This window comes from Neisseria sp. HMSC065D04 (assembly GCF_001815675.1).
Classification (GTDB): Bacteria; Pseudomonadota; Gammaproteobacteria; order Burkholderiales; family Neisseriaceae; genus Neisseria.
On sequence record NZ_KV821543.1, the window covers coordinates 29,494 to 52,394 of the forward strand.

Annotated in this window: 18 protein-coding genes, 1 tRNA gene and 1 pseudogene; 11 read left to right on the plus strand and 9 right to left on the minus strand. The window is 52.5% G+C overall.

Annotated elements, in window-relative coordinates; all coding sequences use genetic code 11:
- Nucleotides 1–117 precede the first annotated feature (117 nt).
- Complete coding sequence (locus tag HMPREF3050_RS10550) at nt 118–450, plus strand: hypothetical protein (protein ID WP_003776702.1); 333 nt, start codon at nt 118–120, stop codon at nt 448–450.
- Between the two features lie 673 nt (nt 451–1,123).
- Nucleotides 1,124–1,387: a DUF1289 domain-containing protein gene (locus HMPREF3050_RS10560; protein WP_070774767.1), complete on the plus strand. Its 264-nt coding sequence runs from the start codon at nt 1,124–1,126 to the stop codon at nt 1,385–1,387.
- Between the two features lie 67 nt (nt 1,388–1,454).
- On the opposite strand, the gene HMPREF3050_RS10565 is transcribed toward HMPREF3050_RS10560, so the two are convergent.
- The 5 genes from HMPREF3050_RS10565 to HMPREF3050_RS10585 all read right to left on the minus strand — a co-directional run bounded on the left by HMPREF3050_RS10565 (nt 1,455) and on the right by HMPREF3050_RS10585 (nt 8,745).
- Entirely contained in the window at nt 1,455–2,792 is a 1,338-nt protein-coding gene (locus tag HMPREF3050_RS10565; protein WP_070774820.1) for a sodium-dependent transporter, read from the minus strand.
- Nucleotides 2,793–3,156: 364 nt separating this feature from the next.
- Complete coding sequence (locus tag HMPREF3050_RS10570; RefSeq protein WP_070774768.1) at nt 3,157–5,709, minus strand: calcium-binding protein; 2,553 nt, start codon at nt 5,707–5,709, stop codon at nt 3,157–3,159.
- Between the two features lie 195 nt (nt 5,710–5,904).
- On the minus strand, nt 5,905–7,137 hold the full coding sequence (locus HMPREF3050_RS10575) for an MFS transporter (RefSeq protein WP_070774769.1): 1,233 nt from the start codon (nt 7,135–7,137) through the stop codon (nt 5,905–5,907).
- Nucleotides 7,138–7,295: 158 nt separating this feature from the next.
- The gene (locus HMPREF3050_RS10580) at nt 7,296–7,922 is read right to left on the minus strand and encodes an alpha-ketoglutarate-dependent dioxygenase AlkB family protein (protein WP_070774770.1); all 627 of its coding nucleotides are present in this window, start codon (nt 7,920–7,922) and stop codon (nt 7,296–7,298) included.
- Nucleotides 7,912–8,745: a bifunctional transcriptional activator/DNA repair enzyme AdaA gene (locus tag HMPREF3050_RS10585; RefSeq protein ID WP_070774771.1), complete on the minus strand. Its 834-nt coding sequence runs from the start codon at nt 8,743–8,745 to the stop codon at nt 7,912–7,914. Before HMPREF3050_RS10585 ends, HMPREF3050_RS10580 begins: the two co-directional genes overlap by 11 nt.
- Nucleotides 8,746–8,916: 171 nt before the next feature.
- Here HMPREF3050_RS10585 and HMPREF3050_RS10590 point away from each other — a divergent pair, with 171 nt between their 5' ends.
- Nucleotides 8,917–9,678, plus strand: coding sequence for an SDR family oxidoreductase (locus HMPREF3050_RS10590; protein ID WP_070774772.1), 762 nt, complete (start codon nt 8,917–8,919; stop codon nt 9,676–9,678).
- 15 nt (nt 9,679–9,693) lie between these two features.
- On the opposite strand, the gene HMPREF3050_RS10595 is transcribed toward HMPREF3050_RS10590, so the two are convergent.
- The 3 genes and pseudogenes from HMPREF3050_RS10595 to HMPREF3050_RS10605 form a co-directional block, all read right to left on the minus strand.
- Entirely contained in the window at nt 9,694–10,269 is a 576-nt protein-coding gene (locus HMPREF3050_RS10595) for an NAD(P)H-dependent oxidoreductase (protein ID WP_070774773.1), read from the minus strand.
- Between the two features lie 281 nt (nt 10,270–10,550).
- Nucleotides 10,551–10,949 carry an extensin gene (locus HMPREF3050_RS10600; protein WP_070774774.1) on the minus strand — a complete coding sequence of 133 codons (399 nt, stop codon included), beginning with the start codon at nt 10,947–10,949 and terminating at the stop codon, nt 10,551–10,553.
- Nucleotides 10,950–11,126: 177 nt separating this feature from the next.
- Nucleotides 11,127–13,172: pseudogene (locus HMPREF3050_RS10605) on the minus strand (TonB-dependent receptor).
- A gap of 402 nt (nt 13,173–13,574) precedes the next feature.
- Here HMPREF3050_RS10605 and HMPREF3050_RS10610 point away from each other — a divergent pair.
- Complete coding sequence (locus HMPREF3050_RS10610; protein ID WP_070774775.1) at nt 13,575–14,216, plus strand: TetR/AcrR family transcriptional regulator; 642 nt, start codon at nt 13,575–13,577, stop codon at nt 14,214–14,216.
- 292 nt (nt 14,217–14,508) lie between these two features.
- Here HMPREF3050_RS10610 and HMPREF3050_RS10615 read toward each other — a convergent pair.
- Nucleotides 14,509–14,584 (minus strand) — tRNA-Ile (locus HMPREF3050_RS10615).
- A gap of 541 nt (nt 14,585–15,125) precedes the next feature.
- On the opposite strand from HMPREF3050_RS10615, the gene HMPREF3050_RS10625 reads away from it, so the two are divergent.
- The 7 genes from HMPREF3050_RS10625 (at nt 15,126) to nqrF (ending at nt 22,710) form a co-directional block, all read left to right on the plus strand.
- Entirely contained in the window at nt 15,126–16,547 is a 1,422-nt protein-coding gene (locus tag HMPREF3050_RS10625) for a sodium:proton antiporter (protein ID WP_070774776.1), read from the plus strand.
- 361 nt (nt 16,548–16,908) lie between these two features.
- On the plus strand, nt 16,909–18,252 hold the full coding sequence (locus HMPREF3050_RS10630) for a Na(+)-translocating NADH-quinone reductase subunit A (protein WP_070774777.1): 1,344 nt from the start codon (nt 16,909–16,911) through the stop codon (nt 18,250–18,252).
- A 2-nt stretch (nt 18,253–18,254) separates the two neighbouring features.
- Complete coding sequence (locus tag HMPREF3050_RS10635) at nt 18,255–19,487, plus strand: NADH:ubiquinone reductase (Na(+)-transporting) subunit B (protein WP_070774778.1); 1,233 nt, start codon at nt 18,255–18,257, stop codon at nt 19,485–19,487.
- Nucleotides 19,480–20,256 (plus strand): Na(+)-translocating NADH-quinone reductase subunit C, encoded by a 777-nt coding sequence (locus tag HMPREF3050_RS10640; protein WP_009311195.1) that lies wholly within the window; start codon nt 19,480–19,482, stop codon nt 20,254–20,256. The genes HMPREF3050_RS10635 and HMPREF3050_RS10640 overlap by 8 nt, the downstream gene beginning before the upstream one ends.
- A complete protein-coding gene (locus HMPREF3050_RS10645) occupies nt 20,256–20,882 on the plus strand; it encodes an NADH:ubiquinone reductase (Na(+)-transporting) subunit D (RefSeq protein ID WP_003755984.1) in 627 nt (208 codons plus the stop codon). The genes HMPREF3050_RS10640 and HMPREF3050_RS10645 overlap by 1 nt, the downstream gene beginning before the upstream one ends.
- A 3-nt stretch (nt 20,883–20,885) precedes the next feature.
- Nucleotides 20,886–21,479, plus strand: a complete 594-nt coding sequence (nqrE, locus tag HMPREF3050_RS10650; protein ID WP_003755986.1) for an NADH:ubiquinone reductase (Na(+)-transporting) subunit E — start codon at nt 20,886–20,888, stop codon at nt 21,477–21,479.
- 13 nt (nt 21,480–21,492) lie between these two features.
- On the plus strand, nt 21,493–22,710 hold the full coding sequence (gene nqrF / locus HMPREF3050_RS10655; RefSeq protein ID WP_003741084.1) for an NADH:ubiquinone reductase (Na(+)-transporting) subunit F: 1,218 nt from the start codon (nt 21,493–21,495) through the stop codon (nt 22,708–22,710).
- Nucleotides 22,711–22,901: the final 191 nt, after the last annotated feature.

Consider the following 22,901-nt stretch of genomic DNA (forward strand, 5'->3'; position numbering starts at 1 on the left):
GGTCGTCTGAAAATTTTCAGACGACCTTTGTTTTTATTTTCAATACTTTCGGGTAACATAAAACCATATTTGCCGGTTTGCCGTGATTCAAAGTCAATTTGTATGGGCGCGTATCCTATGATTACCGAACAGCAAAACGATATCCTCAGCATCAATCAAGTGCAGCTTCTCCTTGCTGAAAAACGCACGGCACTTGCCGTCATGCGTACGGGTATTGCCGTGTTCGCGCTGCCTTTGTCTATTTTCAGTGCCTTGATTGCGACATCGAAATGGTACGAGGCTGTGGATGTTTGGCCTTTGCTTGTGTTGGTCAGTTTGATGAACATCAGTTTGATTTTTTTCTCGGTCTATCTGATAACCCGATCGCTCCGTAGAATGCACCAATACGACCGAATGATTGCCGATATCAAATACAACAATCAGTCTTTGCGTAAACTGCTTGAGTCATAAAATCCAGACGGTTGGGGTAGGGCATAGGTCGTCTGAAAATCAAAATATAGAGGAATTTTAGTTATTTAGTATAGTGGATTAAAATAAAAATGAGACAAGGCGGCAACGCCCGCCGTGTACGGGTAGTACATAAGGGCGTTGGCAACACCGTATCATTGCAATTTTAATCCACTATAAAACATGGCTCCCCCTCTATTTGAAGCGACACGATACCATCGCAGTATCAGGATATAAAATGAACATTAAACATAAAGAATGGATAAAAATCTTACTCTTCCCTCATTTAATAACGGCCGGTCTCTTAGGTCCGACAATAATTATTTTTTGGTTAGGTGGATTTGTCGGTCTCTACTCTGCTATAAACGTATTCAGTGAATTAGGTCGGCTGAAATATTATATTTATATTGGACTTCCTTTGATTTTTGCGGTGCTTTCACTTGGGTTGTATTGGAAAAATCTGAGGATAGGGAAGATACTGATTTCTTCTGCGATATATTTATGGTTTCTCTTAGGGTTTTTATGCCTAGGGTGGCAGATATAAACTTATTGAAATGACCAACTCACTTGGATATTGGTAGGAATCCTGCCGGATGCACTGATCGTGTTCAGACGGAAGCGAAAGCAGTCTGCAATTTTGGTTTGTCTGGTCTTTTGTCTCAAACGCTTTAAAAATATGGAACAACCTGATTTTTTCCCCATCCCCAGCCCCTGTATCGGCGTCTGTGAAGCCAATGCCAAAGGCTATTGCAAAGGCTGCCTGCGCAGCCGCGAAGAAAGGCTTTATTGGCAAAAAATGACCGATGATCAAAAGCATCAGGTCATGCGTCTTCTCAGTATGAGGAAAACCAAAATCTGCAACCGCCAGCTCGATGCCATGGCAGCGCCCGAAGTCGGTGGAGAGGCGCAAAGCGGTTTTTTGTTTGAGGATGAGGGATAAGGTGATGAGTCATAAAAAAGGACGGTTTGCATTCCGTCCTTTTTTATTTGCCAAAAATAGTGGCAAATCAGATGATTTGAAGAGAATTGATGAAGACCACGATAATGGCAATCGGAGCGATGTAGCGCAACGCACCCAGCCACAGATATAGAAGCGTTTTTGGTACAGTACTGCCCATGCCGGCATGGGTCAAAACGGATTGCCTGTCTTGAATCCAGCCGGTAAAGATGGAGATGCTTAATGCGCATAGCGGCATAATAATGGCAGTAATAATGTAGTCCCATAAATCAAAAATAGATTTATTGAAAATAAGCACATCGCTCCATACGCCGAATGATAGGGCAGAAGGGATGCCGACAATAAAGATGGCAATGCCGATAACCCAAGTGTGCCGGCTGCGTTTGCGTTCATCTTGGCGGATGGTTGCCGCAATCACGGTTTCCAGCATGGAAAACGCTGAAGTCAGCGTAGCAAAGACAACCAACATCATGAACACGGCAAACAGATAGTTGCCGGACGGAATTTTCATGAATACGGCAGGCAAGACCACGAAAATCAGACCGGGACCTTGGCTGGGCGTGGCGCCCAATGCGAATACCGCCGGAAAGATGACCAGGCCTGCCAGCAGCGATACCAGCAGGTTCATCCACATAATGATATTGCCCGAGCGGAACATATCCTGATCTTTACCTAAATACGAGGCGTAGGTGATCATTGCCGATACGCCGATACTCAGCGCAAAGAAAGCCTGACCCAGCGCGGTCAGCATCGTTTCCGATTTGATTTTCGACCAATCCGGTTTCAATAAAAAACTGACGCCTTCCATCGCGCCGGGCAAGGTCAGCGAGCGGATTGCCAAAACGATAAACAAAATAAACAAAGCAGGCATCAGATAGCGGTTTGCTTTTTCAATGCCGTCAGAGATTCCGCCTTTGACCACCCAAATGGTAATCAGCATGAACAGCCCTTGATAAAGAATCGAGCTTGTCGGGTTGGAAATTGTTTTTTCGAATAGGGCGCCAAAATCAACGTTCGGGGCAATTTCGCCGGTGAAGCTGTGTACGACATAATTCAAAACCCAGCCGCCGACTACGCTGTAAAACGACAATAAAATGAAGCACGCCGCCACACCGATCCTGCCGACCCAAGGCCAAAGCGAGCCGGGACGCAGGGTTTTGAACGAATCGATGGCGTTTTTACCGCCTGTGCGCCCGATATAAAACTCGGCAAGCTGTACCGGCAACGCCACGATAATCGTGAAGATGACAAACAGAAGGACAAAAATTGCCCCGCCGTTCGTACCAGCGGTATAAGGGAATTTCCAAATCGCGCCCAAACCGATGGCAGAGCCTGCCGCGGCAAGGACGAAACCGATTTTGGAAGACCAAGAGGATGAATGACTCATAGCGGGATATGTCGAGAAATAAAATTGGCTGAATTGTAACAAAGCGTAGTCGGGGATAATACTGGATGGCGGACGCGGCGGAAAATAACGCATGGATGGTGCGTAGAACGATAAGCTTTTGGCGTGAATTTTTTAAATGGCTATGATTTGAGAAATGATTTAAATTAAAATGTGTAAAAAAAGATATTTTGTGCTAAAAATTGAGAGAGGTCGTCTGAAAACCGGTTCAGACGACCTCTTGTTTATACGGATAGCGTGAACATTTCAGCCTGACTTCGGCATACTGTTACAGCAGCCTAATATCCTGCGGGGTTGGCGTGGAAGTCAGAACCAAACCACGCCGGTTCTGAATTTCCACCTGCCGCTATAAAATTGCCGGTTGCGTTACGGCATCGTAGTGCTGCACGTTTGCCGTATCGGCAGTGTAACTAAAGCTGCCGACTCCGTTGTTGACCGTTTCAAACCCGCCGGTTTGACCGCTTGCCGACAGTTTATCCAGCAGGGTTTCTACGGTAAATGTCCCTTCGTCAAATCGGAATTCTCCGACAGAAGCGGTGTTGCTGTCTTTGAGATATTGGTTGTCGATGGTGATTTTGCCGCCTGAATTGGCAATGGTGATTTCCCAATCGATTGCCCCGCTTGCGTCGGTGCTTGCATTGATATGCAAATCCTTGACGGCGATGCCTTGTCCGAATTGAAGGGCGTTGTTGCCGTGATTGTCGGAAATGGTGTCATGTCCCTCTCCGAAGCAGAAGACATAGGTATCATTCCCTGCGCCGCCATACAGGATATCGTCGTCTAAACCGCCAAACAGTAAGTCGTCGCCGGAGCCGCCATACAGTACGTCTTTGCCCGACTCGCCATAAAAGACATCGTTGTTTTCGCCGCCGAACAACGTATCATTGCCCGCCCCGCCATTGAGATGGTCGTCTCCACCGTTGCCGAAAATCACATCGTTTCCCGAATCTCCATTGACGGTATCTCTGCCGTCGCCGCCTCTGACGATATCGTCGCCATCGCCGCCACTGATGAAGTTGGTTCCACCGCTGACGAATACGGTATCGTTGCCGCCACCGGCATAAATGTTGTCGTCGCCGCTTTTGCCGTCAATATGGTCTATGCCGTCTGTGCCTTTGATGCTGTCGCTGCCTGCCGTGCCTGTAATATAGGTAACGCTGACGGATTTGAAGCCGGTGGTTTCGTTGGCGTAATAATAATTTTGATCGGGAATATTGCTGAGTTCCTGACGGGTAATGGAGGTAACTTTTTCCGGATGATCAACGGCGGACGGGGCAGAAACCGCCGCATTTCCGATGATGTTGTTGCCGGATAGGGCGATGCCTTTGCCGTTTGAAATCGGCAATGTTTTAGTGATGGCTGTGTCGGACAGGCTGTCGGCGATGATGTTGTTTTCGACTTTGACGTTTTTGATTGCGCCATGCTCTTCTTCAAAGTCGATAGAGCCTTTTTCGCGTCCGTATGTGTCGGTTCGGGTGCCGTTGCCGATTAACAGATTGTCCCGAACCGAAATACCTTTTTTGTTCAGGTCAAAATTGTGTCCTTGGAAAACGGTGTTGAGGCGTATGCCCGACCATGCGGCATTGTCGCGAATCAGGTTGCCGGCTACTTCATGTCCGGCGCCGCCGAAGATGCCGATACCTGCCGCGCGCCAGCCAAGTTCGACGGTGTTGTTCAGAAAACGGTTGTTTTCGGCTACTTTGGATTCTGTTTGGTCTGCAATGCTCGACCATGTCGCCAGGCCGTCGTCGCCGTTGCCTCGGATGTTGGAATTGATGACGGTCGAATGGCTGGTTCCCTGCGCAAAATTAATGCCGTCTGCGAGATTGTTCCGGATGAGGGCGTTGGAGACGGTCAGCCCGTCTGTGTAGTGCAGTGGGTGTTCATTGTCCACTTTGGCGTAATCGCCGGTCCAGATGCCTACTTCAAAATGCTCAATGGCGATGTCGTGGATGGACGAGCCTTTGCCCAAGGTGCCGGAAATGCCTTTGTAGTTGGCTTGTTGGTGGAAACGGGATGTCAAATTTGAATCCATCGACAGATTGCCGAAATCAATATTGTTGCTGCCATGTTCAAACACGATGCCGCCGCCTTTTTTCACTGTACCGTTTTCAAAAACGGGCGGTTCCTCGCTCGTGAAATGCAGTTTGGTATGCCACCTGCCGGCACCGCCGATGCTGATTCCTTTAGGGGCATAGATGTGGAGCTGGTGGTCGAAATCAAACTGCCCTTCGGGAATGTAAACGGATTTTCCGGAGGTTTTTGCCGATTCGATTGCCGCTGTCAGGGCTTTCGAATCATCGATTCCGTCGTTTGCTTTTGCGCCGAAATCGGTAATGCTGACGCTGTTTGCGGGCTGTTTGATTGCGGCAGGGGCTTTTTCCAATTCAACAAAGTCGATACCGACCGGGGTGTTGCCTGATTGGTTGACGATGGTGACGGTGTCGCCGCTTTGGATGGATGTATTTTTCAACAGCGTACCCACTTCGTCGAACTGGAAGCGGGCGACACGGTCGGCAGCAGGCGTATCGTGGATTTTGATGTCTTCGCCTTTGTGGTGTTCATAATTTTCCAAATACTGCCAGTTGTGTTTTGATGATAAATCGAGGTTGGCTACGGGTTTGCCGTTTACTTGGATTTCAACTTTGCCGGTTGCCCCGTCGGGAACGGTATAGCGGAGGGTGGCGGCATCCGCATCCGCTTTTGCTGTAAACGAAACGGCGGCATTGGCCGGCAGGTCAACGTAAGACTGTTTGCTGGCTTCGTGGGCAGTGGAGTGTGTGGAAGAGGCTTTTTTGACTGTTGCACCTGCTGAGAGTGTACCCTGGTCGGCTTCATAAGTCGTGTATGCGGCTTTGGCACCGTAGCGGGAGGGATCGTAGGTAACAGTTTCTGACATTTAATATGTTCCTTTTGAAATGGTCTGTCATTTTGAACGGTAAAACATAATAGGCAATGCAACCGCTGAAAAGTTCTATTTCGATTTAAAAGGAAACGTCGTCTGAAAGTGGGGATCGCTCAGAAGGGTTGTAGATGATGTGTCCTGTTTTTATTCGGGAAACCGTTGCACTTCAAATACGAAGGTACGGGATTTTCATGACGGCTCGTCTGAATCAAACAGACTTCGGCACGCATGCAGCAGCCCGCCCGCCAATACGGCCAGGCCCACCGCCGCCCAGTACGCATCGGCATAGCCGACCGCCTTTGCCAGCCGTAGGGCGGCGAAACCGGCCGCGTAACTGCCGAGCAGAACCACAGAAAATTGCAGGCTGCTGTCGAGTGCGGCGGTGGTGCGGTCAGATTTGTCCATTACCAACGCCAGTATCACCGGCAGCAGCAGCGTGTAGCTCAGGCTCAGGGCGATGATTTGTGCGGGCGGCAACCAAGGGTGGACGCGGGCGAGTGCGTCGATGGCGGTCATGGACGCCAAAAGCGGCAGTTGCAGTGCGTAGAGTAGGAACACGAGTTTACGGTGCGGATAATTGCGCGAAAACCAGCCCGACAGCGGCGTTACAATCAGGCAGGCAACAGGAATACCCACCGCCAGAATCCCGCCCGTCTGCTTCGGGGTGAAGCCCAAATCCGCCAGCTTGGGCACAAAAGTCGCCGCCGCAAACGCATACGGCGCGGCAACGGCAAACAGCAAAACCAGCCACCGCCAGCCCGTTTCAGGCCGCCGCCAAAAGGAGACCAGCCGCGCCGCCAACGCCGTCAAACCGCCTTGCGCCGTCGGGCTTTCCGGCTCGCGGTAGTACAAGAGTTGCAGCAGCATCAGCAGGCTGAACGCCAGCATAAAGCCCGCTGCCGCAGTCTGCCCGTATTCCTGATACAGCCACAACACCAGTGCACCGCCGATCATCTTGCCGCCGCGCGCCGCCATCGTCTGAATCACGCCGCCGAAACCGCGTTCGCGGTGCGGCAGAACGATGCACGACAAGCCCAGCATCGCGCAGCCGTACACCGCCGACATCGCCGAGAGCAGTACGCAGCAGGTCAAAAGCAGCGCGAAGTTCTGCGTGATGTCGGTACAGGCCATCAGCCCGAACACTGCCGAAAGCCCCAGCGTCGCCGCCAGCAGCCAGCCGCGAAACCGACCGAACCGCCCCGCCGGCCGCCGCTCCATCAGCGCGGCAAACAACACCTTCGCCGCTTCGATACCGCCGATTAAATGTATCCAGCTCAGTTGGTTCAGGCTGTAACCGTGGTTTTTCAAAATAGCGACCAGCGCGACCAGATAAAAACCGGTCAGCGTGAATTTGTAGGTGCTGCCGCCGATAAGCAGCAGCCAGTCGCGCGGGGCGGGGGATGCAGGGGTTTGTTGGGACATGGATGGCTCCCTATTGCGAGCGTACGGGAATGATGTGGGTGCGGTAGGTCGTCTGAAAAAACGTTTCAGACGACCTACGGCTCTTCTGTTTTACATTTTCAAGTAGTTTTTCAGACGACTTTCGGGGGCTGTCTGAAATGGAAAAAAGCAGCCCCTTTTTATCCTTTCATCACCCGAAACGTCAGATTAATCCGCGGCTCTTGGATGCGGGTGCTTTTCAGGATGGTGTGCAGCCAGTGTTTCTGCGTTTCGCCGTGCATGACGATGAGCTGACCGTGTTCCAGCCACATTTCGCGTTTTTCCTTGCTTTCTTTGTGTTTGAAGGCGAATTTGCGCGTTGCGCCGAGGCTGAGGGAGGCGATGGCACTGTCTTTGGCTAGACCTTGTCCTTCATCGCTGTGCCACGCCATGCCTTCGTTGCCGTTGTTGTAGCGGTTGAGCAGGCAGGAGTTGAAGCGGGTGGGGCAGATGTCGGCGATGGCGGCTTCCACGTGGTTTTTGAGTTCGGGCAAGACGCCATCCCACGGCAGGGCGATGCGGTTTGCGCCGGAATAACCGTAGTTGTAGGACGTGTCGCCGTACCACGCGACTTCGCGGGCGGTGATGATGTGTTTGCCGTATATCACGGCTTCGTCGTGCCGCCAGGGAATATCACGCTGCAAAATTTCAAAATAACGGTCAGCTTCGGCGGCGGTGAAAATCCGTCCGAAATCGCTGACGATGCCGTCGTAGGGCAGAAGGTTGGCGTGCGGGTTGGCGGTTTCGGGGAAGAGGTCAAGCGTCATCAGCGTCTCCCAATTCGTGAGCCAATATCGCCATTTTGCGCCCGCGTTGCCAGCGGTAGCCGCCAATGATGCCGTTTTCGCGGATGACGCGGTGGCAGGGAATGAGTAATGCAACGGGATTCTGCCCGATGGCCGTCCCTACGGCGCGCGCGGCGTTGGGCGAACCGGCGGCCTGCGCCACTGTGCCGTAGCTTTGCAGGCTGCCTGCGGGAATATTGAGCAGCGCCTGCCAGACTTTGAGCTGGAAGGGCGTGCCTTTGATGTGCAGGGTAATGCGGCCGCACCGGGTGCGGAAGATGTCGGCGGCTTGGCGGTGGAACGCGGTTTCCTGCCCGATTAGTCGGGCGTTCGGATATTCAGCGCGCAATTCGTCCAGTGCGGCGGAGGGGTCGTCTGAAAAACGCATGAAGCAGATGCCTTTGTCTGTTGCTGCTGCCAACAGGTCGCCAAAGGGGCCGGGAATCAGGCTGTAATGGATTTGCAGGCCTGCGCCGCCGTTTTTGTATTCACCCGGAGTCATTTTTTCGATGCCGACAAATAAGTCGTGCAGCCGCCCCGTGCCGCTCAGTCCGCCGCAATGCGCCGCTTCCGCCACGCTTTCGCTGTTTTTCAGGGCTTCTTTGGCACGGCTGATACTGATGTGTTGCAGCATTTTTTTCGGACTGATGCCCGCCCATGCGGAAAATTCGCGCTGCAAATGTTCGGGACTGACGTGCACTGCCGCCGCCACCTGTGCCAAATCGGGCTGCTCGGCGGCATGGTCGTAAAGGTATTCGATGGCGCGGGCAATGCGGAGGAATTGGCGGGTTTGATTTAAGTTCATAAATTATCCTGTCGTTGTATGGGATAGGATAGCCTGAAAGCCGACAAGAAACGACCCGATTGTTGATGGAAAGATTGTTTGTCTGTCTGAAATTCATCAATAATCGGGTCGTCTTTATATCGCGGCTTCCTTAAACTTGCATCGTCTTTAACCGCATATGTAAGGAACGTTATGTCAAGCTTATTGAATTTGAACAATAAAACCGCCGCCGTTATCGGCGCGTCGTCGGGTATCGGTCGCGCGGTTGCACTGCTGTTGGCGGAGCACGGCGCAAACGTTGTCTTATGTGCCCGCCGTGCCGACAAACTGGAAGAAACCGCCGCACTGATACGCGCACGCGGCGGACGGGCTGTTGCCGTGGCAGGTGACGCAGTGCTGCCTGAAACGCACGAAGCCGTCGTCCATGCGGCAGAGCGAGAGTTCGGCAGCTTGGATATCGCCGTGAACAACGCAGGCATCATCGGAGCGTACAAACCCTTGGCGGAACTTTCGCCCGAAGAGTGGCGGGTAACGCTGGACGGAAACCTGACTGCTGCCTTTCTGGGCGCGCGCAGCCAAATTCCCGCTATGCTCGCACGCGGCGGTGGATCGATTGTGTTCACGTCCAGCTTTGTCGGCACCAGTTGTGCCCTGCCGAACAAAACCGCCTACGGCTGTGCCAAAGCCGCACTTGCTGCTCTGGCAAAAGGCATCACCGCCGATTATGCCGCCCAAGGTATCCGCGCCAATGCCCTGCTTCCCGGCGGTACGGATACGGAAATGATGACTACCGACCCGCAGCAGCGGGCATGGGCGGAAGGGTTGCATGCGGTCAAACGCATCGCCCGACCCGAAGAAATCGCCGCCGCGATTTTGTTCCTCGTCAGCCCGATGGGCAGTTTTGTAACGGGTACGGCGTTGTTTGCGGACGGCGGAAATTCGGCGGTGAAGTAATAGACCGTCTGAAGATTAAACGCTTCGGCTCAAATCTGCCAAAAACGCCTGCCGCTGTTCAGCGGCGGATTTGTCCATATTGCCGAAGTTGAGCCAACGGCGTTTGGCGATACCGATACCTTTGAGCGTGTGCCCCACCATCGCTTTGCCGATGCCGTTGCCGCCAAACCATTTCAGATACCATGTGGGGGCGGTAGACGTGCTGATGACAAGTGCTTCTTTGATGTGGGATAGGTTGCCTTTCAGGCCTGTGGCAGTGGGGACGTAGGCGAATGTTTTCAGGAAAACTTTGTCTTCAAATCCTTTGACGATGGCGGGCATGTCCGCCCACCAGATCGGAAAGATAAAAATCAGTCGGTTGGTGGTTTTTAAGAGTTCCTGATAATGCAAAACCAGCGGGTCAAGGGCTTTGCCTTGGTTGAACAGGGCAAGCTCTTCTTTGGTGTAGGCGGGGTTGAAGCCGTCTGCGTATAAGTCGATCAGTTGGTATTTTTCGCCTTTTTCGTCCAACAGTTGCTGCACGCGCCGCAAAATGCCGTGATTGAAGCTTTGATCGTAGGGATGGGCATAAATGATTGTGGTAAATGACATTTTTGTACTCCTGAAAGTCGGTTGCCGAGTTTTCCCATGCTATCAAAAGAATGTCGGTTTGCTCAAATCCGTATCGGGCAGGCAAGGCTGAATGATATAGTGGATTAACTTTAAACCAGTACGGCGTTACCTCGCCTTAGCTCAAAGAGAACGATTCTCTAAGGTGCTGAAGTACCAAGTGAATCGGTTCCGTACTATCTGTACTGTCTGCGGCTTCGTCGCCTTGTCCTGATTTAGAGTTAATCCACTATAAAGCCGCTGCCGGAGTACGGATTCTGTTTTCAGACGACCTTCAACGCTTCTTCCGCCCGCAGCAGGGCGGTTTGCTCGTCGGCTTCGACGATGTAGTTCACGCCCAGCGCGGGGGCGAGTTTGGACGATTGTTCGCGGAAGAACGCCAGTTGCGCCGCGTCGGGTTCGATGAGGAGCATGGCGGCGCAGCATTCGGCGAGCTGCGGCCGGTGTGCCTTTATCCATTCGATGTAGGTTTTGCGGTCGGCAATGCGCTGTTCGTCGCTCACCTGCCGCCGCATCGGGGTGCAGACGGTGGCAAAGCGGCGGTTTTGGTTTAACAGGGTTTCGAATTCGGCCAGCCAGTCGGCGAAATCGGCGACGTGGGTCAGGTCGGTCAGGTAGATGGTGCCTTCGGGCAGGGTTTTGGCGGGGGTGAAGTAGTGCATGGGGTTCCTTTGGGTGTTTTTGGGGTTGGGTGCAGGTTGGATATTGTTGATGATTAGACTTCTTGTGCCGGTCATTACGATCGTTTCAGACGACCTTCGTTATTCCAGTAACCGTAGGTAGGACATTGATGCCCGACCTACGATAGTTTCAGACGGCTTCCATCATTTCAGCCACGCCTAAAACTTCCATTCCGCGCTCACGCCCACGCTTCTGGGGCGTTGGTAGAGTGCGTCTTGGCGGTCGGCGCTGGAAATGAATATGGGTCGGCGGCGGTTGAGCACGTTGTCGGCGTAGAGTGAGACGCGGCCTTGTTTGAAGTTGTAGGCGGTGTAGAGATTGACTTGGTTGTATGCGCCGATTTTGCCTGATTCGGCATTGTCGGCGGCGGAGTAGTAGCCGCCGTAGAAGCGCACGTCTCCGCCGGCTTCCCAGCCTTTGTCGTTCAGGTATTTCACGCCGATGTTGGCGGTGTATTTTGGCGCGCGGCCGAGTTTGTTGCCTTCGATGCCGCTGTCGGGATAGCTTTTGATTTTGGTGTTAAGCAGCCCCAGTCCGGTGGTGAGTTTCAGGCTGTCGGTCGCCTGCCAGTCGGCAGCGAGTTCCGCGCCGTAGGTGTGGACTTTTTTGGCGTTGCGGATGACGACGGAGTTGGTGCCGAGATAGAAGGGGAGCTGCATGTCGCGGTAGTGGTTCAGGAACAGGTTGCCGGAGAGTTGCAGGCGGCGGTCTGCGCTGCGCCAGCGGGTGTACCACTCGTAGTTGTTCACATATTCGGGCTCATAAGTGTAGGTTACGACGGGGCGGCCGAAGGTGATGCCCGCGCCGCCGGGGTTGTAGCCGCGCGCGGCTTTGATGCCGCTGACCCATTGGTCGGTGGGTTTGAAGGCGATGTCGATTTTGGGCAGGAACACGGTCTGGCCTTTATCTAAATTGAGGTGCAGCGCGCCGCTGCCGCCGCTTCGTTTGTGCGTTTCTTTTTCAATGCGGGCGGCGGCCGTGATGTCCCATTTTTCGCTGGGGCTGTATGTGGTTTCGGCAAACAGGGCGCGCACGCTGTTGCGGTCGTCAAAGGTGTTGCGGCCGCCGACGCTGCGGATATCTACCCATTCGTCTTGTTTGCTGCGGAAGTAGTGCAGTCCGGCAAGGCCTTTCAGACGGCCTTTGTTGGAAAAATGCAATACCGGCTCCCATTGCAGTTCGCGGCCTTTGAGTTCGGCGGGCACGCCTTGCGGGCTGACGGTCATCGGCAGGTGCAGCCGCTCGTTGTGGTAGCGGCCGTAAACCAGTTTGTTTTCCAGTTTCAGATAGTCGTTAAGCTGCCACGATACGTCCCAGATGCCCGATGTCGAGCCGGTTACGAACACGGGCTTTTCTTTTAAAAAACGGCGGCTGGCGGTGTTGCCCATGATTTCGTTTTGCGGCGCGCGCGAACGGATGTGGTTCAGCGTCAGGCGGCTGTAAAAATCGGGATGGTTTTCGGGCGTGAGCAGGAGTTTGAAGCGCACGTTGGTGTTTTCCACGCGGCGCGGGTTGCCGGTCGGCTCATAGGACACGAACGGCTCGTAGCTTTCGCGTTGCTGCCGCTCCGCGCTCAATCTGAAGGCAAGGTTGTTTTTTACAATCGGGCCGGACACTACGCCGGCGATGTTGCGCGTTTTCTAGTTGCCCAAACCCAAGCGCAGCGCGCCTTCCCATTCGTCGGTCGGGTCTTTGGAACGCATCACCACCGCGCCCGCCACCGCGTTCTGCCCGCGTACATGGCTTTGCGGCCCGCGCAAGACTTCCACTTGCTGCATGTCCCACAGCGACTGCGTGCCGAAGGCGAATTCGTTGTAAGTGGCGGAGCGGCCGTCTATGGACAGGTTCAGGCGCGGCCGCGTGCCCGCGAAAAACGCCACCGCACCGACGGCGGGGCCCGAACCGTCCACGCCGCGCACGGTCGGCAAATCGTTGCCGCTGCCCAAATCCACCGTGTTTACGGTCTGTTTGAGCAGGTCGGTCGCGGAAAGGTTGTGGCCGCTGCGGTCGATGTTCGGCGCGGTGAAGACGCGGTTGGACGTGGCGGTTTCAAAGCCGCTGCGGTTGGTGCGTTCGCCGGTTACGACGACTTCTTCCAACTGCACCTGTTCCGCGTTTTGCGCCGCATCGGCGGCATGAATCCATTCGGAGGCAAAGGCGGCGGCAAGCAGCAGCGGCAGGCGGCGGAGGGTGTGTTTCTGCATTTCTTTATCCTTTCAGACGACATACGTCAGGGCGGATTGAACATCAGACAACCCAACCGCTCCGGCAGTATGCAAATATTTGTTGTTTACACATTTACATAAAACAAACTATTAATGTAAAGCATAAGAAACAAAAAACAGGAATGCAAGTGTTTATCATTCACTTTACTTCCCCCCTTTTATAGCCAACCATCTTAAAAACAATTTCCTCTCCCGTTCGGCGGGAGAAGGTTGGGGGAGGGCGATTCTGTGGTCTTGATGAATTTGGCCTGCTAAGCATCCGACAGCCTTCATCTGTAGGGCAGAGAGGAGGGACAAGGAAAGAGGTCGTCTGAAACACCGCCATATTGCCATTGCCGCCGTGGGGAAATATGATGAGTATCCGACTTGCGGATAACTTTAATGAAAACCCTTTATGAACAAAATCAAAACCTTCCTACCGTCATGACTGCCAGCAAACAACAAACCATCGCCGACACCGCCCGCCGCCTGTTCCGCGAACACGGCTTTTCCGCCGTATCCGTAGGCGGAATCTGTACCGAGGCCGCCGTCAGCCGCGTTACCTTTTACAAACATTACAGCGGCAAAAACGCGCTCTTGCAGGAAATCGTTACCGAGCAGAAAAACCGCGTCCGTGCCGAATTTGAGGTGCTGCTCGCACGGCAATGCAGCCTGCGCGAAGCCGCCGAAGCCGTTTTCGCCCTGCAACGGCAATCGTTCGACGAGCTTTATTCCGCCGCCTTCCTGCGCGACATCGAAGAGAACACCGATTTGGAGCTGGAGCGGTTTTTCCACGAATTGAACGAAGAAAAATACGCCTTTATGCGCGGTTTCTTCCACACTCTGCAACAACGCCGCCTGATCCAGCCCGATTTGCCGGTGGAACTCATCGACCTGTTCATCCGTCAGGCGGATATATTGATGCGCCATCCGCAACTGGCCGCGCTTTATGCCGCTGCGCCGCAAAAGCTGCCGCAGGACGTATTGGGGTTGTTGTTGCACGGCTTGGCGGGAGAAGAGGGGAGGAACGAAGGAGGAGATTGAGTTTTTTGGAGAAGGTGAAAGAGATTCGCTGCATTTCTCATAAAACGTCGTCTGAAAACGAATTTCGATTTTCAGACGACGTTTTGATTAGATTGCACTAGATTGGCACTAGGAGCTGCATGGGTTTGCCCTGATGCAGGCAAATCAGGCAGGGAATGATTTAGTGAATTTGTCGGCGGAACATCTGCAGGCGCATGCTGCGGTATTGGACGGAATCGGGCGATTTCAGACACAAATTGGACACAATTGCGACATGAAAAAATACCTTGCTTACGCAAGGCATTGATTTGATTGGTGGGTCCGGTGGGGTTCGAACCCACGACCAAGGGATTATGAGTCCCCTGCTCTAACCCCTGAGCTACAGACCCGTTCAAGAGTAGGGGCGTATTGTATCATAAATTATTCCGCTTACAAGGTCGTCTGAAAAAGATAATGTGTCTGCTATTGCCGACCGGCTTTATATTGATCATTTGGGTTGCACTGCCGCAGTAGACTTGTCTTGCCTGTGGTTTGCTGCCTTGGGTGGAAAGTGGATTTCGGCGACCGATGATTTCCTGTCCAGTGGGCTGAGTGTAAATGTTTGGAAAAATAAATCTAAAGTTATATTTTGATAGTTTACATTGTTTTGACCTAGCATTTTATTTTCAAAAGGATTTTGAAAATCTGATTCGGCAGACATGGTGGAATAGGGGATTGAATATTGAGAAACAAGGTAGGGCGGTCGGTTATTTTGACTGGTTTGGGGCGGGGTTTTCACTTACAATCAAACAAGGTTTACATATGGCAACACTCCGCCGCTTGATGCCAAGGTTGGTTGCAGACGTTTTTGTTTGATTTCACGGCATTGTGCGGATGTGTTTGTTTAGGCTTTTCGTCCATAAGAAAAACTAAGAAAAACAAGGAAAAACAATGCGCCGCTTACCAATTCTATCCCTCATCCTGCTTCCCGCTGTGTCTCACGCCGCTGATTTTGACGGCGCGACGCTCAGTCTGTTTTGGGGTGCGCCGTTTGCGTTGATTCTTTTGTCTATCGCGTTGGGTCCGCTCTTTTTTGCGCATACCTGGCATTACCATTTCGGCAAGATTACAGCGTTTTGGACGCTGCTGTTTTTGATTCCGTTCGCCGTTGTGTTCGGTTTCGGGGCGGGTGTGCATACGGTTGCCCATGCGCTGGTTGAGGAATATATCCCGTTTATCCTGCTGCTTTTGGCTTTATACACGATTTCGGGCGGAATTTTGGTTTGGGGTAAGCTCAATGGTACGCCTGCGCTGAATACCGGGCTGCTGGCAGCGGGGACGGTGATGGCTTCCTTTATGGGGACGACCGGTGCGGCAATGCTGATGATTCGTCCGCTGCTTAAGGCAAACCATTACCGCAAGAATAAGGTGCATGTCGTTATATTCTTTATTTTTTTGGTGGCAAATATCGGCGGCGGCCTGACGCCGTTGGGCGATCCTCCGCTGTTTTTAGGCTTCTTGAAGGGCGTGGATTTCATGTGGACGGTGAAACACATGTTGATGCCCGTATTGATCAGTACGGTGGTGCTGTTGCTGGTGTTTTATATTATCGACAGCCGTTATCACGCGCGTGAAGCCAATGTGGAGCAGATTCGGCAGGAAGAGGAAGCCGATGAAGATTTGCGCATTGCCGGCAAATGGAATTTCCTGCTGCTGGCGGGCGTGGTCGGTGCGGTTTTGCTGTCCGGCTTGTGGAAGCCCGATCATCCGGGGTTTGAGATTTTAGGCAGCCACTATGCGTTGCAAAACTTGGTGCGCGATGTGATTTTGCTGGTTCTGACCATGGTTTCGCTGCTGATTACGCCCAAACAGGTCAGGGCGGGCAATGAATTCAATTTCGACCCGATTGCCGAAGTGGGCAAACTGTTTTTAGGTATTTTCATTACGATTTCTCCTGTTTTGGCGATTTTGAAGGCAGGCGAGGCGGGTGCGCTGGGGGCGGTAGTGTCGTTGGTGCATGACGCTTCGGGCAATCCGATTAATACGATGTATTTCTGGATGAGCGGTTTGTTGTCCGCATTTTTGGATAATGCGCCGACTTATCTGGTATTCTTCAATATGGCGGGCGGCGATGCTCAGGCGCTGATGACGGGGCATCTGTTCCATTCGCTGTTGGCAGTATCCATGGGTTCGGTGTTTATGGGCGCGCTCACTTATATCGGCAATGCGCCGAACTTTATGGTTAAAGCGATTGCCGAGCAGCGCGGCGTACCGATGCCGACTTTCTTCGGTTATATGATGTGGTCAGTGGGGGTGTTGATCCCGCTGTTTATACTGCACACGCTGATCTTCTTCGTTTGGCAGTTGTTCTGATTCCTAAACTTCGAAAGGTCGTCTGAAAACCTGATTCTTTTCATCGGTTTTCAGACGACCTTTTTGTATTCTGCCGCTTGTTTCGAAGGGATTAATTTTGGGCATCAATATCTTGTAATTTTATTGGAGGGCTGCTTTGCGTGGGATTCGGGGCAGGAAGCTGGAAAAAATCTGCGTAAATCTGACATAAGGCGGACTGTTCCTGCTAAAATCAAACGTTTTACAGTTTTCATTTAATTGTTGTTTTCCGTAAGTAAGGCTTTACTTTCAGACGACCTCCCCCATGCTTTGCCATTTCAAACGTCGTCTGAAAAGTTGAAACATTTTATTCTGTTTAACTCATCACAAGTAATGCAAATCTATGATTAAAATCAAAAAAGGCCTAGACCTGCCCATCGCGGGCAGACCGGAGCAAGCCGTTTACGACGGTCCGGCCATTACCGAAGTCGCGTTGCTTGGCGAAGAATATGCCGGTATGCGCCCCTCGATGAAAGTCAAGGAAGGCGATGCCGTCAAAAAAGGCCAAGTGCTGTTTGAAGACAAGAAAAATCCGGGCGTGGTGTTTACTGCGCCGGCTTCCGGCAAAATCGCTGCGATTCACCGCGGCGAAAAGCGCGTGCTTCAGTCGGTCGTGATTGCCGTTGACGGCGATGACGAAATCGAGTTCGAACGCTACGCGCCCGATGCGTTGGCAAACTTAAGCGGCGAAGAAGTGCGCCGCAATCTGATTCAATCCGGTTTGTGGACTGCGCTGCGTACCCGTCCGTTCAGCAAAATTCCCGCCGTCGATGCCGAGCCGTTCGCCATTTTCGTCAATGCGATGGACACCAATCCGCTGGCGGCAGACCCTGTGGTCGTGATCAAAGAAGCCACCGAGGATTTCAGACGAGGTTTGCTGGTGTTGAGCCGTCTGACCGAACGCAAAATCCATGTTTGTAAGGCAGCCGGTGCGGACGTGCCGTCTGAAAACGCCGCCAATATTGAAACAAACGAATTCGGCGGCCCTCATCCCGCTGGTTTGAGCGGTACGCACATTCATTTCATCGAGCCTGTCGGTGCGAATAAAACCGTTTGGACCATTAATTATCAAGACGTGATTGCGATCGGACGTTTGTTCGTAACAGGTCGTCTGAATCCCGAGCGCGTGGTTGCCTTGGGCGGCCCGCAAGTCAACAAACCGCGCCTCTTGCGTACCGTTTTGGGTGCGAAGGTGTCTCAACTTACCGCCGGTGAATTGGTTGACGCAGACAACCGCGTGATTTCCGGTTCGGTATTGAACGGTGCGATTGCACAAGGCGCGCATGATTATTTGGGACGCTACCACAATCAGATTTCCGTTATCGAAGAAGGCCGCAGCAAAGAGCTGTTCGGCTGGGTTGCGCCGCAGCCGGACAAATACTCGATTACGCGTACGACCCTCGGTCATTTCCTGAAAAACAAACTCTTCAAGTTCACGACAGCTATCAACGGCGGCGACCGCGCCATGGTTCCCATCGGTACTTACGAGCGCGTAATGCCGCTGGACATCCTGCCTACCTTGCTTCTGCGCGATTTAATCGTCGGCGATACCGACAGCGCGCAGGCTTTGGGTTGCTTGGAATTGGACGAAGAAGACCTCGCTTTGTGCAGCTTCGTCTGCCCGGGCAAATACGAATACGGCCCGCTGTTGCGCAAGGTGCTGGAAACCATTGAGAAGGAAGGCTGATTATGGGCTTGAAACATTTTCTGGAAAAAATCGAACCGCACTTCCTGCCGGGTGGCAAACATGAAAAATGGTATGCCCTCTATGAATCTGCGGCGACGATTTTCTACACATCCGGTGCGGTAACGCGCAAAGCGGCACACGTCCGCGACGCGCTCGACTCCAAACGCATGATGATTTTGGTGTGGCTGGCTTTGTTCCCCGCCATGTTTTACGGTATGTACAATGTCGGCGCGCAGGCATTCGCTGCGTTAACGCCTGATTTGCTGCAACAAAGCATCGCCAACGACTGGCATTACGCCCTTGCCAACGCTTTGGGCATCAATATGTCGTCTGAAGCGGGCGTGTTGGGCAAAATGCTGTTCGGCGCGATTTACTTCCTGCCGATTTACGCAACCGTATTTATCGTCGGCGGTTTCTGGGAAGTCTTGTTTGCCACCGTGCGCAAACACGAAATCAACGAGGGTTTCTTCGTGACTTCGATTTTGTTCGCCTTAATCGTTCCACCTACGCTGCCGCTGTGGCAGGCCGCCTTAGGCATTACCTTCGGCGTGGTGGTTGCGAAAGAGGTGTTCGGCGGTACGGGTAAAAACTTTATGAACCCTGCGCTGGCAGGCCGTGCTTTCTTGTTCTTCGCTTATCCCGCCAACATTACCGGTGACACCGTTTGGACAGCGGTTGACGGCTATTCCGGCGCAACTGCGTTGGCTCAGTGGGCGGCACACGGTTCAGACGGCCTGCAAAATGCCGTTACCGATAAATCCATTACTTGGATGGATGCGTTTATCGGTAACGTGCCTGGTTCTATCGGCGAAGTATCCACTTTGGCACTTTTAATCGGCGGCGCGTTTATCGTGTTTGCCCGCATCGCTTCTTGGCGCATTATTGCCGGTGTGATGATCGGTATGATTACCATGTCTTCGCTGTTTAACGTCATCGGTTCGGACACCAATCCGATGTTCAGCATGCCTTGGTACTGGCATCTGGTCGTCGGCGGCTTCGCCATCGGTATGCTGTTTATGGCGACCGACCCTGTTTCCGCTTCCTTTACCAATGTCGGCAAATGGTGGTATGGCGCGCTTATCGGTGTGATGTGCGTGTTGATCCGCGTGGTCAACCCTGCTTACCCTGAAGGCATGATGTTGGCGATTCTGTTTGCCAACCTGTTTGCCCCGATTTTCGACTATTTCGTTGCACAAGCGAACATCAAACGCAGAAAGGCGCGCAGCAATGGCTAAGAAATTCGATAAAGACAGCTTCAGCGGCACGCTGATTGTGGTGTTGGCGGTCAGCCTGATTTGCTCGGTCATCGTGGCGGGCGCGGTTGTCGGCTTGAAACCGGTGCAGGAAAAACAAAAGGTTCAGGATAAACAAAGCTACATTCTGAGCGTTGCCGGTTTGCTCGATAAAAATACCGACATCAGCAAAACCTTTGCCGACCGCATCGAACAGCGCGTGGTCGATTTGGCGACCGGCGAATATGTGAAAGACGCGCCGAAAGATTTCAGCGCGCGCGTTGCTGCCAAAGATCCCGCGCAAAGCATCCAAATCAAACCTGAAGACGATTTGGCAGGCATCAAAAGCCGCGCCAAATACACCGAAGTTTATTTGGTAAAAGGCGATGACGGTAAAGTCAGCCAAATCATCCTGCCTATGCACGGTAACGGTCTGTGGTCGGTCATGTACGGCTTCGTCGCCATCCAACCCGACGGCAATACCATCAACGGCATCACTTACTACGACCAAGGCGAAACTCCGGGCTTGGGTGGCGAAATCGGCAATCCGTTGTGGCAACAAAAATTCGTCGGCAAAAAACTCTTTGACGAACAAGGCAAACTTGCCCTGCATGTTTCCAAAGGCGGAAGCTCGGACAAAGAACATGGCGTAGATGCCCTTTCCGGCGCATCGCTGACTTCCAAAGGCGTACAAGGCTCGTTTGCCTACTGGTTCGGCGAAAACGGCTATATCCCCTACCTGAACAAATTGAAATCAGCAGGAGCACAATAATGGCTGATATGAAACGCTTGAAACATTTAATGTTTTCACCCTTTATCGACAACAACCCGATTGCCTTGCAGGTTTTGGGTATTTGTTCGGCGCTGGCGGTTACCACCAAACTTCAGACGGCCATCGTGATGGGTATTTCCGTCAGTTTGGTAACCGGTTTTTCCAGCTTCTTCATCTCATTGGTGCGCAACTACATCCCCAACAGCATCCGCATTATCGTGCAGATGGCGATTGTCGCGTCGCTGGTTACGCTGGTTGACCAATTATTGCAGGCCTATGCCTACGAATTGTCCAAACAGCTCTCCGTATTCGTCGGCCTGATTATTACCAACTGTATCGTGATGGGTCGCGCCGAAGCCTTCGCCATGAAAGAGCCGCCGCTGGAAAGCCTAGTGGACGGTATCGGTAACGGAGCAGGTTACGGCATGATGCTGATTATCATCGCAACCATCCGCGAGCTTATCGGTTCTGGCAAACTCTTGGGCTACACCGTTTTCCAAACCGTGCAGGACGGCGGCTGGTATCAAACCAACGGCCTCTTCCTGCTGGCACCGAGCGCGTTCTTCATCATCGGCTTTTTGATTTGGGGTTTGCGTACATGGAAACCCGAACAGGCGGAGGAATAAGACATGGAACACTATTTAAGCCTTTTTGTGAAATCCGTCTTCATTGAAAACATGGCGCTGTCCTTCTTCTTGGGCATGTGTACTTTTCTAGCAGTATCGAAAAAAGTATCCACCGCATTCGGCTTGGGCGTTGCCGTTACCTTCGTACTCGGCCTGTCCGTCCCTGCCAACCAGCTCGTTTACTCGCTGCTCAAAGACGGCGCGATTGTCAAAGGCGTGGATTTGACCTTCCTGAAATTCATTACCTTCATCGGCGTGATTGCGGCTTTGGTGCAGATTCTGGAAATGTTCTTGGACAAATTCGTTCCCGCCCTCTATAACGCGCTGGGCATCTACCTGCCGCTGATTACCGTAAACTGCGCGATTTTTGGTGCTGTTTCGTTTATGGCGCAACGCGAATACAACTTCGGCGAATCCGTCGTGTACGGTTTCGGCGCGGGTTTAGGCTGGATGTTGGCGATTGTCGCTTTGGCGGGCATTACCGAAAAAATGAAATATTCGGACGCTCCTAAAGGTCTTAAAGGACTGGGCATCACCTTCATCTCCGCCGGCCTGATGGCGATGGCGTTTATGTCGTTCTCCGGCATCCAGTTATAAGAAAGGATTCGGCATGGAAATTATTTTAGGTATCGTGATGTTCACCGTCATCGTCTTGGCTTTGGCACTGATGATTCTGTTTGCCAAATCCAAGTTGGTGAGTGAAGGCGACATCACCATCAAAGTCAATGATGAAAAAGAGCTGACTATGCCCGCCGGCGGCAAACTGTTGGGCGCGCTTGCCAGCCAAGGCATCTTTGTCCCCTCCGCCTGCGGCGGCGGCGGTTCGTGCGGACAATGCCGCGTTGTCGTGAAAAGCGGCGGCGGCGACATTCTGCCGACCGAGTTGTCCCACATCAGCAAACGCGAAGCACGCGAAGGCTGCCGTCTGTCCTGCCAAGTCAATGTCAAAACCGACATGGACATCGAAGTGCCCGAAGAAGTGTTCGGCGTAAAAAAATGGGAATGCACCGTCATCTCCAACGACAACAAAGCCACGTTCATTAAAGAACTCAAACTTGCCATTCCCGAAGGCGAAGAAGTCCCCTTCCGCGCCGGCGGCTACATTCAAATCGAAGCCCCGCCGCACACCGTTGCCTACAAAGACTTCGACATTCCTAAGGAATATCACGAAGACTGGGACAAATACAATCTGTGGCAATACGTTTCCAAAGTGGACGAGCCGATTTTGCGCGCTTACTCCATGGCTTCATATCCTGAAGAAAAAGGCATCATCATGCTGAACGTGCGTATCGCCACGCCGCCTCCGCGCGTCCCCGATGCGCCTCCTGGACAAATGTCGTCTTACATTTGGTCGCTCAAACCCGGCGACAAAGTAACCATCTCCGGCCCGTTCGGCGAATTCTTCGCCAAAGACACCGATGCCGAAATGGTATTCATCGGCGGCGGTGCAGGTATGGCGCCGATGCGCTCCCACATTTTCGACCAGTTGAAACGTTTGAACTCCAAACGCAAAATCACCTTCTGGTACGGCGCACGCTCCAAACGCGAAATGTTCTATGTTGAAGACTTCGACCAACTCGCGGCAGAATTCCCGAACTTCACATGGCACGTCGCCTTGTCCGACCCGCTGCCGGAAGACAACTGGGACGGTTACACAGGCTTTATCCATAACGTGGTTTACGAAAACCACCTGAAAAACCACGAAGCACCGGAAGACTGCGAATTCTATATGTGCGGCCCGCCAATCATGAACCAGTCCGTCATCAAAATGCTCAAAGACTTGGGCGTAGAAGATGAAAACATCCTCTTGGATGATTTCGGCGGTTAAAATTTGACCTTAAATGCAAAAGGAAGAAACCTCGGTTTCTTCCTTTTTTGTTGATGTGAATTGAAATAGAAGTAGGGTATTTGCCTGCCGTTATCTCTATTCGCAGAGATAATAGGATAGATGTTTTTTCATCTTATCCGCGATATCTCTCAAATTTTTGATTTATAGTGGATTAACTTTAAACCAGTACG